This window comes from Collinsella intestinalis DSM 13280, assembly GCF_000156175.1.
Lineage (GTDB): Bacteria > Actinomycetota > Coriobacteriia > Coriobacteriales > Coriobacteriaceae > Collinsella > Collinsella intestinalis.
This window is the reverse complement of sequence record NZ_GG692711.1, coordinates 290,846-301,494: the sequence shown is the minus strand read 5'-3', so window position 1 is coordinate 301,494 and position 10,649 is coordinate 290,846. Positions and strand designations below refer to the sequence as shown.

Sequence of the window (10,649 nt, the reverse complement as noted above, 5' to 3'; positions counted from 1 at the left end):
AGCCCCGCGATGTCCGATCCTCCCGGACGAGCCGAGGCGCGGCCTGCCGCCGCCTTTCCGGAGCCCCGCACGTTCGCGGACCGCTCGACCTCCAGCTCGCATTCCGAAGGGAACATCATGTCTGAGAACACTCGCACTTTTAAAAAGTCTTCCAAGCTCGATAACGTCCTCTACGACGTCCGCGGCCCCGTGGTCGACGAGGCGGCTCGCCTCGAGTCCGAGGGTGCGCACATCCTCAAGCTCAATATCGGTAACCCTGCGCCGTTTGGCTTCCGCACGCCTTTCGAGGTCATCCAGGACATGCGCGAGCAGCTGCCCGAGTGCGAGGGCTACTCCGACAGCCGCGGACTGTTCTCCGCGCGCAAGGCGATCATGCAGTACGCCCAGCTCAAGGGCCTGTCCAACGTGAGCATGGACGGCATCTACACCGGCAATGGCGTTTCGGAGCTCATCAACCTGTGCATGCAGGCCCTGCTCGACACCGGCGATGAGATTCTCATCCCCAGCCCGGACTATCCGCTGTGGACCGCTTGCGCCACGCTGGCCGGCGGCACGCCCGTGCATTATCGCTGCGACGAGCAGGCCGATTGGAATCCCGACCTCGCCGACATGGAGGCTAAGATCACGCCTCGCACCAAGGCGATCGTCATCATCAACCCGAACAACCCCACGGGCGCCGTGTACGCCAAGGAAGTGCTCGAGGGCATTGTGGAGATCGCCCGCAAGCACCAGCTCATGATCTTCGCGGACGAGATCTACGACCGCCTGTGTATGGACGATGCGGAGCACGTCTCCATCGCCAGCCTCGCGCCCGACCTGTTCTGCGTCACGTTCTCCGGCCTCTCCAAGAGCCATATGATCGCCGGCTATCGCATCGGCTGGATGATCGTGTCGGGCAACAAGCGTCTGGGCGAGGACTTCATGCTCGGCGTGAACATGCTCTCCAACATGCGTCTGTGCTCGAACGTGCCGGCGCAGTCCATCGTCCAAACGGCGCTCGGTGGGCATCAGTCCGTGAAGAGCTATGTGGCGCCGGGCGGTCGCGTGTGTGAGCAGCGCAACTACGTGTACGAGGCCCTCAACGCGATCGACGGCATCACTGCGGTCAAGCCCAAGGCGGCGTTCTACATCTTCCCCAAGATGGACGTCAAGAAGTTCAACATCCGCGACGACGAGCAGTTTGCCCTCGACCTCCTGCATCAGAAGGGCATCCTCATCACCCGCGGCGGCGGCTTCAACTGGCCGGAACCCGACCACTTCCGCATCGTCTACCTTCCGCCCATGGATGTGCTCCACGAGGCCATGGAGGACCTGGCGGAATTCTTCGAGACGTATCGCCAGCGCTAGGGGGCGTGCATGAAAATAACCGTCGTCGCCGTCGGCAAGCTCAAGGAGCGCTTTTGGGCCGATGCCTGCGCGGAATACGCCAAACGTCTCTCGGCGTACGCGACCGTGAAGATGGTCGAAATCGCCGACCGGGACCCCGCGAAGTCAGGCGGGGAGGAGACGGGCCGCGCCCTTGAGGGCAAGGGCATCCTCGCTGCCATCCCCGAACGCTCGCATGTGGTGCTGCTCGACATCGGCGGCAAGGAGCGTTCAAGCGAGGAAATCGCCTCGCATCTGGACGACCTGATGCTGCGCGGCGAGAGCTCGATCACGTTTGTCATCGGGGGTTCGTGCGGTGTTTCGCCCGAGGTGCGCTCTCGTGCCGACGAGCGGCTTTCGTTCGGGCGCATCACGCTCCCGCACAACCTGGCTCGCGTGGTCCTGCTCGAGCAGGTGTACCGCGCGTTCAAAATCATGCGCGGCGAGCCGTATCACAAGTAGACTTGCCGCTCGTTTCCGGTGCGAGGGCCCGTGGGCGGCTCTGTGGGCAACCGGGGTGCATAGAAGCCCCGCGGGCGGGTATCACGCTGTAGTATCATGTGCACCACCCGTGCGATTGACGCGGGCCCGCCCATCGGCCGGCTCGCTGTAGATGAAAGGAGTCTCCGTGGCAGTAGACGAGACCCTCCTCAAAGAGGTGCTTGAGCAGATCCGCCCCAACCTCCAGGCCGACGGCGGCGATATGGAGTACATAGGTGTGACCGAGGATGGCGTGGTCAAGCTGGAGCTGCAGGGCGCCTGCGCCGGTTGCCCCATGAGCTCGCTGACGCTTTCCATGGGTGTCGAGCGTATCCTCAAGGAGCATGTGCCCGGCGTGACGCGCGTCGAGCAGGTTGGCGGCGGCGCCGATGCCGCAAACGACCTGTACGACGAGTACATGCCGTTCTAATCATCCGTGATGGAGCCGGGCCGGATCGTGGACACCACGGCCGGCCCGGCTCTTTGTGTAAAGGTGTGCCTCGTCGGTGCGCCGCAAGGGGGCACTATGCTCAACGAGCTGTATCGCAGTCTCGATCCCGTCGCGTTCTCGGCGGGTCCCATCACGATTTACTGGTACGGATTGGCCTATATGGTCGGTGCGCTGCTAGCGGGGTTCGTGATGTACCGGACTCAGAAACGCTGGAACATCGGATTCACCCCCGATGACGTCATGACCGTCGTCATCGCTGTCGTATTCGGCCTGCTGATTGGTGGGCGCCTGGGATACGTGCTGTTCTATAGCAACGGCTACTACTTCACGCACCCGCTTGAGATCTTCTTCGGCACGAACGGCGGCGGAATCAGCGGCATGAGTTTCCACGGCGGTCTTGCAGGAGGCTTGCTGGGAGGGTTTATCGCCTGCCGCTACCTGCGAATCTCTCCTCTCACGGTGGCCGATGCCTCCTTTGTGGGCGTACCGCTGGCGCTTTGCCTGGGGCGCTGCGCGAACTTCGTGAACGGTGAGCTGTGGGGCAAGCCCACGGATCTGCCGTGGGGAGTCGTCTTTGGCGGTGCGGCGGGCAACGTGCCACGTCACCCGAGCCAGCTGTACGAGGCGCTGCTCGAGGGTGTTGTGTTGTTCGCGATTCTCTATGTGCTGAGCCGTCGTGCAAAGCCGCTGTCCCAGGGTTCGTACCTCGGCATTTTCGTGCTCGGCTACGGTATCGTGCGATTCCTCATCGAGTTCGTTCGCCTGCCCGACGCGCAGCTCGGCTACCTCGCCGGCGGTTGGCTCACCATGGGGCAGCTGTTGAGCCTGCCGTTGATCGCGGTGGGCGCGGCGCTGCTTGCGTACGCATGGAAGACCAGACGACCGCAACATCGCGATTGGCTGTAGGGCAATCGGTCGCTCGTTTGCCTTTCGGGCAATCGCCCCATCCTCGATTGAGACCGTGTGTGAAGCTGACTCAAAGACCTTTCGCATGGTCGGCAATCGGTATATCATGCTGAACGTGTGTTTATATGGGCTCGCGCCAACACCGCGGGCGGGAAAATAGAAGGAGCATCATATGTCCGGACACTCTAAATGGGCAACTACCAAGCACCGCAAGGGTGCGCAGGACGCTAAGCGTTCCGCCCTGTTCTCCAAGCTGAGCCGTAACATCACCGTCGCGGCCCGTCTTGGCAACGACCCCAACCCGGACAACAACGCCTCCCTCGCCGCTGCCGTGGCCAAGGCCAAGGCTCAGTCCATGCCCAAGGACAAGATCAAGGCCGCCATCGACAAGGCCTTCGGTTCCGGCGCCGACGCCGCCGTGTACGAGAACATCGTGTACGAGGGCTACGGCCCGGCCGGTGTTGCCGTGTACGTCGAGTGCCTGACCGACAACCGCAACCGCACCGCCGCCGATGTCCGCTCCGCCTTCTCCCACGCTGGCGGCAACCTGGGCACCACCGGCTCCGTTGCCTTCCAGTTCGAGCGCAAGGGCCAGGTCGTGGTCTCCAAGCAGATCGTCGACCCGAACGACAAGAAGGAGAACCTCATGGCCAACGGCGCTGCCGGCGATGAGGAAGAGTTCATGATGGTCATCGCCGAGGCCGGTGGCGACGACTACGAGGACGCCGGTGACGAGTGGGTCGTGTGGACCGCCGCGGGCGACCTCATGGCCGTGTCCAAGGGCATCGAGGCTCAGGGCATCGAGGTCAAGGGTGCCGAGCTCACCATGGTCCCGACCACCCCGACGGCCGTCTCCGGCGCCGACGCCAAGAAGGTCCAGCGCCTCATCGACCGCCTCGAGGACCTGGACGACGTCCAGGACGTGTACTCCACCATGGACATGACCGACGAGGTCATCGCTGCCCTCGAAGAGGAGTAACATCCACGCGGTTTTCGCCGCTTGGTTAAGAAGTGCTTGTGAAGCCGGGTCCGCATCGCCGTGGGCCCGGCTCGCTTTATAATGGGAAAGCGTTATCGCGCGCGGAGGGTCTGCGCGCGTTGCATCGGAGAGAGGAGGGCCCATGAGGCGCATACGCAAGATCGGCGTGGTGCTGTACCTGATCTCCGCCGTGGTTGTGGTTGGCCTGTTCGCGGGCTCTCAATTCGGCCCCCATACGGATCGCTTCGATGCCCTGCTGGCTGTGCCGTGGGTACACGTTCTCGCGTTTGCGTGCGTGTGCGTGATGCTCATCCAGATGGCGGTGCTTTTGATCGCGGCCATTGCGGACAAACCAGAGCCTGAATTTTTGCGACTTGCCGGCGATGTCCAGATCGAAGTCGCCCTACCCGCGCTCGTTTCCATTTCTCGCACTGCCGCCGAGTGCGATGACGTGCTCATCGAGGAGGTCGGGGCGCACGTGCGGGGCCGTGACCGCTCGGAGGTCCATATCGAGATCGAGGCGATCGCTCTTGTTGATGGGGACCTTGCGGCCCTTGGACAGGATATGCAGGGCCGCGTGCAGCGGGCGTGCGAGCAGATGCTCGGCGTGCCCGGTGTTTCCGTGCGCGTTCGGTTCTTGCCGAGCAAGACCGTGACTGTTACCAGGGAGGTTTGCTAAGTGAATGATACTGCAAAGGGCGCGCAGAGGGCGCCCAAAGCCGTCATCGAGCATGTCGTCGAGCCCGTCGAGAGCAAGACGCATACGTCTTCCGCCGAGGCTGGCTCGCAGGCGAGCGCGACCGGTGCGGATGGGACCACCCGCCCCGAGACGTTCCACGAGGCGACCTTTGGCTTTTTCCGCGAGCTGGGGCGCAGGATGTGGGAGCACGCCGATGCGCATCCGCATGCCACGCTGTACGGCATCATGGGGTTCGTGCTGGCGGTGCTCATCTTGGTCATCGGGCTGTGGGACACCATTGTCATCGCCGTGTTCGTGGGCGTCGGTGTGGTCATCGGTCAAATGCGTGACGGCGATAACGCGGCGGTGAACTTCATCCGCCGTCTGTTCGACAAATAACATGACGCCGCCCGCGCCTGTGCATGAACCGTGCGTCCGTGGGCATATTCGATAGCATGAGGAAATCAGACGGCAGAGCCCGACAGGGGAGGACACCATGGCAGACGAGAAGAAACAGGGACTGTTCGGCATCGAGGTCGCGTTTTCGAAGGCTGACGACGAGGCCGAGCGCGAGCTGCAGCCCATGGAGCAGGACATGAACGAGGCCGGCGAGCCCGCGTTCGAGGGTGAGCCTGAGTTCGAAGAGGATCTCGAGGACGATTCTGAGGACTCTCTCACCTATTCCAACGGCGTTATCGAGAAGATCGTCGCCATGGCCACGCGCGAGGTCCCGCATGTTCTCGGCATGAAGGGCAACCTTATGCATCTCGTGCAGGAGACCTTCGGCGCCGAGAACCTCACCAAGGGCGTTACCGTTGAGGTCACCGACGACAACCGTGTGATTGTGAACATCTCCGTGATCATCGAGTATGGTTGCTATGCGCCGGCGATCTTCGAGGACGTGAAGGAGCGCGTGACCGAGCGTCTGACCGCTATGACCGGCCTGGAGGTTGCAGGCATCAACTTGCGCATCGAGGATGTGGTGACGCGCGAGGAATACGAGGCGAGCAAGAAGCGCCACGCCGAGGACGACGAGTAAGACATCGCCAAAGCTGTTCAATTGGGGACAGGTACAATTTGCAACATGTTGCCAAAGGGCATGCGGCCGCCTGTTTGCAGACGGCCGTTTTTGTTTCATGGCGGTTTCCATGGTTGCCCGATATGGGGTACCCTGTTAAGCTCATCCCCATGATTACGTTTGACGGACATATCGCGAGCATGATGATGGTCATGGAGATGCCCTCGCCCGGGCACTTTGTCATGCCGCGCGTTTTCCGCGTGCTGACCGAGACCGGGCGCCTCCATTAGGCTGTCTCCGGCGGGAGATGGCCATTTATCCCAAAACCATCTTTAAGCGGAGTTTTCCTCGTGATCAGCATCAAGCATGTGTACAAGTCTTTTGCTACGCCCAAGGCGTCTGGTAAGACGCGCCGCAAAGTCGGCGCAGATGTTTCCTACGCCGCGTCGGTGAGTGGTAATCCGGCGCTCGGCGCTGCGGCTGTCGTCCAGGCGGCAGACGAAGCCGCCGAAACCCTGGCCCCCGTCGAGTCCGACGGCCTGGTCCACGCCCTCTCGGATATCAACATCGATATCGCCGACGGTGATGTCTTTGGCATCATCGGTATGAGCGGTGCGGGCAAGTCCACGCTCGTGCGTACCATTAACCTGCTCGAGCGCCCCACGTCGGGCACTATCGAGGTTGATGGCCGCGACGTCACCGCCCTATCCGGCGAGGAGCTGCGCGCGTATCGTCGTCGCGTGGCCATGATTTTCCAGAACTTCGGCTTGCTCGCGCAAAAGACCGTGTTGGACAACGTGTGCTTCCCGTTCCTCGCCGCTTCCGGCAAGGTGACTGCCGAGAACCGCGCCCGCGCGCTCGAGCTGCTCGATCGCGTCGGCCTGGCCGAGAAGGCCCAGAGCTATCCCAGCCAGCTGTCCGGCGGTCAGAAGCAGCGCGTGGCCATCGCCCGCGCATTGGCCTGCGAGCCCGAGGTGATTCTCTGCGACGAGGCGACCTCCGCGCTCGACCCCAAGAGCACCAACACCATCCTCAAGCTGCTGCGCGACATCAACCGCGAGACCGGTGTGACGCTGGTGGTCATCACCCATTCCATGGATGTGGTCGAGAAGATCTGCAACAACGTCGCGGTGCTCGAGCACGGTCGCGTGGTGGAGCAGGGGAGCGTGGCGAAGGTGTTCGCCGATCCCCAGGCCGAGGCTACGCGCGTGTTGCTCGGAAAGGTGGATTGGGATGCTTAACGATTTCCTCGCGGAGTTTGCTCCGTTGCTCATTCAGGGCACCATCGACACGCTCGTCATGGTGTTCGCGTCCACTGCGGTCGCCTATGTGATCGGCACGGTCCTCGGTGTCGTGCTGCACCTCACCGCGCCGAACGGCCTGCGCCCCGTGCCCGTGCTGAACGCGGTGCTGGGCTGGGTGGTCAACATCGGCCGTTCCCTGCCGTTTATCATTCTGCTGATCGCCCTTATGCCCGCCACTCAGGCGCTCGTCGGCACCTCCACAGGCGTGGTGGGCGTCATCCCGCCTTTGGTGGTTGCGACCGCCCCGTTCGTGGCCCGTATGGTCGAGCAATCGCTCGCCGAGGTGAGCCGCGACGCCGTGGAGGCCGCTGAGGCGTGCGGCGCGTCCGTGCCCCGTATCGTGTTCTCGGCGCTTCTGCCCGAGGCGCTGCCGAGTATCGTGCGTGGCATCGCCGTGACGCTCATCGCCGTGCTGGGTTACACCGCCATCGCAGGCGCCGTGGGCGCGGGCGGCCTGGGCGATATCGCCATCCGCTATGGCTATTACCGCTACGAGGACGGTGCCATGATTGCCACGGTCGTGTTGCTCATCGCGCTCGTCCAGCTCATCCAGTCAGTGTGCAATCTCATCGCCCGCAAGGTCGATCACCGCTGACCAGCTTTCCCAGGTATCGCATTTCGGCGTTCAATCGTCGCTTGCGTCAACCTGCGGCATCTGGGAAACCCTGCCTGGCCCCAGACCATTCATCTCTCAACAACGTCCTTCGAAAGGATTCCATCATGAAGAACTTCAACGCTTCCGTTTCTCGTCGCTCCCTGCTCACCTCTTTTGCCGCCGGTCTGGGCATTGTTGCCCTGGGCGGTCTCACCGCTTGCGGCGGCTCTTCCGCTCCCGCCGGCTCCGCCGCGGCCGATTCCGCCGTGCTGACCGTCGCCGCCAGCCCCGCGCCGCACGCCGAGATCCTGACAGATTTCGCCGCGCCTCTTCTCGCCAAGCAGGGCATCGAGCTCAAGGTGAAGGAGTACACCGATTACATCCAGCCCAACAAGGACACGTCCGCCGGCTCCGTCGATGCCAACTACTTCCAGCACATCACCTATCTTGAGGATTACAACGAGAAGAACGGCACCGACCTTGTATCCGCCGGCTTGATTCACTACGAGCCCTTCGCGGTGTACGCCGGTGCGTCCGATGACCTCGACAACATCTCCGACGGTGCCACGGTCGCGATTCCGAATGACCCCACCAACGAGGGTCGCGCCCTGCTCCTGCTGCAGGATCTTGGCCTGATTACCCTTTCCGACCCCGAGAACCTCGAGTCCACGCCCAAGGACATCAAGGAGAATCCGCACAACCTCAAGTTCCAGGAGCTCGAGGCCGCCGCGCTGCCGCGTGCCCTTTCCTCGGTCGACTTTGCGGTCATCAACGGCAACTACGCCATCGAGGCAGGCTATCACGTCGCCGATGCCCTCGCGCACGAGTCCTCCGATTCGCTCGCCGTTGAGAGGTACGCCAACATCATCTGCGTCGCCAAGGGCCAGGAGGATTCCAAGGGAATCAAGGCCCTCGTCAAGGTGCTTACCTCTGAGGACTTCAAGGCCTATCTCGCGGAGAACTACGGCGAGGACGTGCTTCCCGCGTTCTAGGTTTCGCTGTCGATTCTGGGCCTGGGTATCGTCTCGGGTGATAAGAGGCTATATGGGGCGGTCGCCGTGGGGCGGCCGCCTTTTTCATGCCGATGACGCCTGTGATCGTCCGTTGCCCGAACTGTCGCAAACGCTGCTTGCATAAGGGGCCGTTCGCGTTACCATCAGGGGCGCGAGGAACCGATTCGAAAAGCGGGGCGCGGCGTGGAAGAGCAGAAAGAGCAAGCAAGGCCAACGGCGACGGAGGCTGCCTCTTCATGGGCGGCGACCCAACATACGACACCGGTCGAGCCCCTTGAACACCTCGTGAGCGAGGAGGACATCCGCCGCGGCGAGCAAGTTGGCGCTCGTCGCAGCAAGGACCCGGGCCTCCTGCGCTTCTTTGCCATCTTGAATGGCGGGTTGATCCTTACCGCCCTGGCCATCGTGTTGTTCAAGACGCCAAACCACTTTGCGTTCGGCGGCACCTCCGGCGTGTCGGTCATCCTCTCGACGCTGTTCCCCACGTTGCCGGTTGGCGCTTTCATGTGGATCATCAACATCGTGCTGGTGGTGCTGGGATTCATCTTCTTGGAGCGCAAGGCGATCCTGTGGAGCGTGTTCGCATCGTTCGCGCTTTCGGGTTACGTGTCCCTGTTCGAGATGCTGTTCCCCGGGGCGTCGACGGCGTCCATCACGGGGGATATGTGGCTCGACCTGTGCTTTGCCGTGATCTTGCCCGCGATAGGCAGCGCCATGGTGTTCGACATCGGCGCTTCGACGGGCGGCACCGACATCCTCGCCATGATCCTCAGACGCCACAGCACGCTCGAGATCGGGCGCGCGCTGTTGCTGGTGGATATCGGCATCGTGTGCATCGCGGCGGTGCTGTACGGTCCGCGCGTGGGCCTCTACTGCGTGCTCGGCCTGTTTGCCAAGACGCTGGTGGTCGATAAGGCCATCGAGAGCATCCATTTGAGGAAGGTTTGTACCATCATCTGCAAGGAGCCTTTGAAGGTCGAGACCTACATCGTCAAGGAGCTCAACCGCACGGCCACTATCAGCCGTGGATACGGTGCGTTCTCAGGTCAGCTTGTGACGGTGATCATGTGCGTCTTGAGCCGCCGCGAGGCCGTGAAGCTGCGTCGATACGCGCGCGAGGTCGATCCGGGGTGCTTCATCACGATCGTGGACAGCTCCGAGATCGTGGGCAAGGGCTTCAGGGGCGTCAACTAGTTGACGGCGGACTCGTTCTCGTCCTCGTCATCCAGGCAGAAATCGACGATGGCCTGCTTGAGGCGGTCGATGCCCAGACCGGATTCGCTGCTCGTGACGATGAGGCGATCGGCGGGGACGCCGATCTGCTTGCGGATCGACGCGGCTTGCTTGCCCTGCTGCGACTTGGAGAGTTTGTCGGCCTTGGTGAGACAGACGATGAAGTTGAAGCCGTTCTCGCGCAGGAACTCGATCATCTGCAGGTCGAGCTTGCTCGGGTCGTGGCGGATGTCCACAAGGGAGACGACCAGGTTGAAGCTGCGCTCGGAATCGAAGAAGTCGCCGATGAGTCGGGCCCAGCGGTCGCGTTCGGCCTTGCTGCGCTGTGCGAAGCCATAGCCGGGCAGGTCGACGAAGTGCACGCCGTCGGCCTCGAAGAAGTTGACGTTGGCGGTCTTGCCCGGGGTGGAGGAGACCTTCACGAGGCCGCGGCGGTTGAACAGCTTGTTCATGATCGAGGATTTGCCCACGTTGGAACGGCCCACGAAGCTCACTTCGGGGCAGGTCGACGGCGGGATCTGTGATGCCTTGCCGTAGCTGGCGACGAAATGGACCTTGTTGTAGTTGATGGCCTCTGCCATGGGAAATGCCTCTCTGCGTGATCGGGGACGGGGCTGCGGAGCGCG

At 62.6% G+C, this 10,649-nt stretch carries 14 protein-coding genes; 13 read left to right on the top strand and 1 reads right to left on the bottom strand.

Annotated features, from left to right (window positions below; genetic code table 11):
- Nucleotides 1-117 precede the first annotated feature (117 nt).
- From COLINT_RS07875 to COLINT_RS07820, 13 genes are all read left to right on the top strand, one after another.
- Nucleotides 118-1,347, top strand: a complete 1,230-nt coding sequence (locus COLINT_RS07875) for an aminotransferase class I/II-fold pyridoxal phosphate-dependent enzyme (RefSeq protein WP_039910798.1) — start codon at nt 118-120, stop codon at nt 1,345-1,347.
- A gap of 9 nt (nt 1,348-1,356) precedes the next feature.
- Nucleotides 1,357-1,827, top strand: a complete 471-nt coding sequence (rlmH, locus tag COLINT_RS07870; RefSeq protein WP_006723946.1) for a 23S rRNA (pseudouridine(1915)-N(3))-methyltransferase RlmH — start codon at nt 1,357-1,359, stop codon at nt 1,825-1,827.
- A 166-nt stretch (nt 1,828-1,993) separates the two neighbouring features.
- Nucleotides 1,994-2,275 (top strand): NifU family protein, encoded by a 282-nt coding sequence (locus COLINT_RS07865; RefSeq protein WP_039910734.1) that lies wholly within the window; start codon nt 1,994-1,996, stop codon nt 2,273-2,275.
- Between the two features lie 96 nt (nt 2,276-2,371).
- Complete coding sequence (gene lgt / locus COLINT_RS07860; protein WP_039910733.1) at nt 2,372-3,202, top strand: prolipoprotein diacylglyceryl transferase; 831 nt, start codon at nt 2,372-2,374, stop codon at nt 3,200-3,202.
- 172 nt (nt 3,203-3,374) lie between these two features.
- A complete protein-coding gene (locus COLINT_RS07855; RefSeq protein ID WP_006723943.1) occupies nt 3,375-4,181 on the top strand; it encodes a YebC/PmpR family DNA-binding transcriptional regulator in 807 nt (268 codons plus the stop codon).
- A gap of 142 nt (nt 4,182-4,323) precedes the next feature.
- The gene (locus tag COLINT_RS07850; protein ID WP_006723942.1) at nt 4,324-4,860 is read left to right on the top strand and encodes an Asp23/Gls24 family envelope stress response protein; all 537 of its coding nucleotides are present in this window, start codon (nt 4,324-4,326) and stop codon (nt 4,858-4,860) included.
- Nucleotides 4,861-5,259 carry a DUF2273 domain-containing protein gene (locus COLINT_RS08800; protein ID WP_006723941.1) on the top strand — a complete coding sequence of 133 codons (399 nt, stop codon included), beginning with the start codon at nt 4,861-4,863 and terminating at the stop codon, nt 5,257-5,259. It begins immediately after the preceding gene.
- Nucleotides 5,260-5,455: 196 nt separating this feature from the next.
- Complete coding sequence (locus COLINT_RS07840) at nt 5,456-5,899, top strand: Asp23/Gls24 family envelope stress response protein (protein ID WP_411402341.1); 444 nt, start codon at nt 5,456-5,458, stop codon at nt 5,897-5,899.
- Between the two features lie 122 nt (nt 5,900-6,021).
- On the top strand, nt 6,022-6,168 hold the full coding sequence (locus tag COLINT_RS08540; RefSeq protein WP_006723939.1) for a hypothetical protein: 147 nt from the start codon (nt 6,022-6,024) through the stop codon (nt 6,166-6,168).
- 60 nt (nt 6,169-6,228) lie between these two features.
- Complete coding sequence (locus COLINT_RS07835; RefSeq protein WP_006723938.1) at nt 6,229-7,119, top strand: methionine ABC transporter ATP-binding protein; 891 nt, start codon at nt 6,229-6,231, stop codon at nt 7,117-7,119.
- The gene (locus tag COLINT_RS07830) at nt 7,112-7,777 is read left to right on the top strand and encodes a methionine ABC transporter permease (protein ID WP_006723937.1); all 666 of its coding nucleotides are present in this window, start codon (nt 7,112-7,114) and stop codon (nt 7,775-7,777) included. Before COLINT_RS07835 ends, COLINT_RS07830 begins: the two co-directional genes overlap by 8 nt.
- 125 nt (nt 7,778-7,902) lie before the next feature.
- Nucleotides 7,903-8,769 carry a MetQ/NlpA family ABC transporter substrate-binding protein gene (locus tag COLINT_RS07825; RefSeq protein ID WP_006723936.1) on the top strand — a complete coding sequence of 289 codons (867 nt, stop codon included), beginning with the start codon at nt 7,903-7,905 and terminating at the stop codon, nt 8,767-8,769.
- 204 nt (nt 8,770-8,973) lie between these two features.
- Nucleotides 8,974-9,984, top strand: a complete 1,011-nt coding sequence (locus COLINT_RS07820; RefSeq protein ID WP_006723935.1) for a YitT family protein — start codon at nt 8,974-8,976, stop codon at nt 9,982-9,984.
- Here COLINT_RS07820 and yihA read toward each other — a convergent pair.
- Nucleotides 9,981-10,604: a ribosome biogenesis GTP-binding protein YihA/YsxC gene (gene yihA, locus COLINT_RS07815; protein ID WP_006723934.1), complete on the bottom strand. Its 624-nt coding sequence runs from the start codon at nt 10,602-10,604 to the stop codon at nt 9,981-9,983. The two genes, COLINT_RS07820 and yihA, sit on opposite strands and share 4 nt — an antisense overlap.
- Nucleotides 10,605-10,649: the final 45 nt, after the last annotated feature.

Bases quoted from the DNA above. Each gene is read 5' to 3' on its own strand.
- COLINT_RS07875 (WP_039910798.1), top strand. From the start codon at position 118: ATGTCTGAGAACACTCGCACTTTTAAAAAGTCTTCCAAGCTCGATAAC.
- rlmH (WP_006723946.1), top strand. From the start codon at position 1,357: ATGAAAATAACCGTCGTCGCCGTCGGCAAGCTCAAGGAGCGCTTTTGG.
- lgt (WP_039910733.1), top strand. From the start codon at position 2,372: ATGCTCAACGAGCTGTATCGCAGTCTCGATCCCGTCGCGTTCTCGGCG.
- COLINT_RS07855 (WP_006723943.1), top strand. From the start codon at position 3,375: ATGTCCGGACACTCTAAATGGGCAACTACCAAGCACCGCAAGGGTGCG.
- COLINT_RS07850 (WP_006723942.1), top strand. From the start codon at position 4,324: ATGAGGCGCATACGCAAGATCGGCGTGGTGCTGTACCTGATCTCCGCC.
- COLINT_RS07840 (WP_411402341.1), top strand. From the start codon at position 5,456: ATGAACGAGGCCGGCGAGCCCGCGTTCGAGGGTGAGCCTGAGTTCGAA.
- COLINT_RS08540 (WP_006723939.1), top strand. From the start codon at position 6,022: ATGGGGTACCCTGTTAAGCTCATCCCCATGATTACGTTTGACGGACAT.
- COLINT_RS07830 (WP_006723937.1), top strand. From the start codon at position 7,112: ATGCTTAACGATTTCCTCGCGGAGTTTGCTCCGTTGCTCATTCAGGGC.
- COLINT_RS07825 (WP_006723936.1), top strand. From the start codon at position 7,903: ATGAAGAACTTCAACGCTTCCGTTTCTCGTCGCTCCCTGCTCACCTCT.
- yihA (WP_006723934.1), bottom strand. From the start codon at position 10,604: ATGGCAGAGGCCATCAACTACAACAAGGTCCATTTCGTCGCCAGCTAC.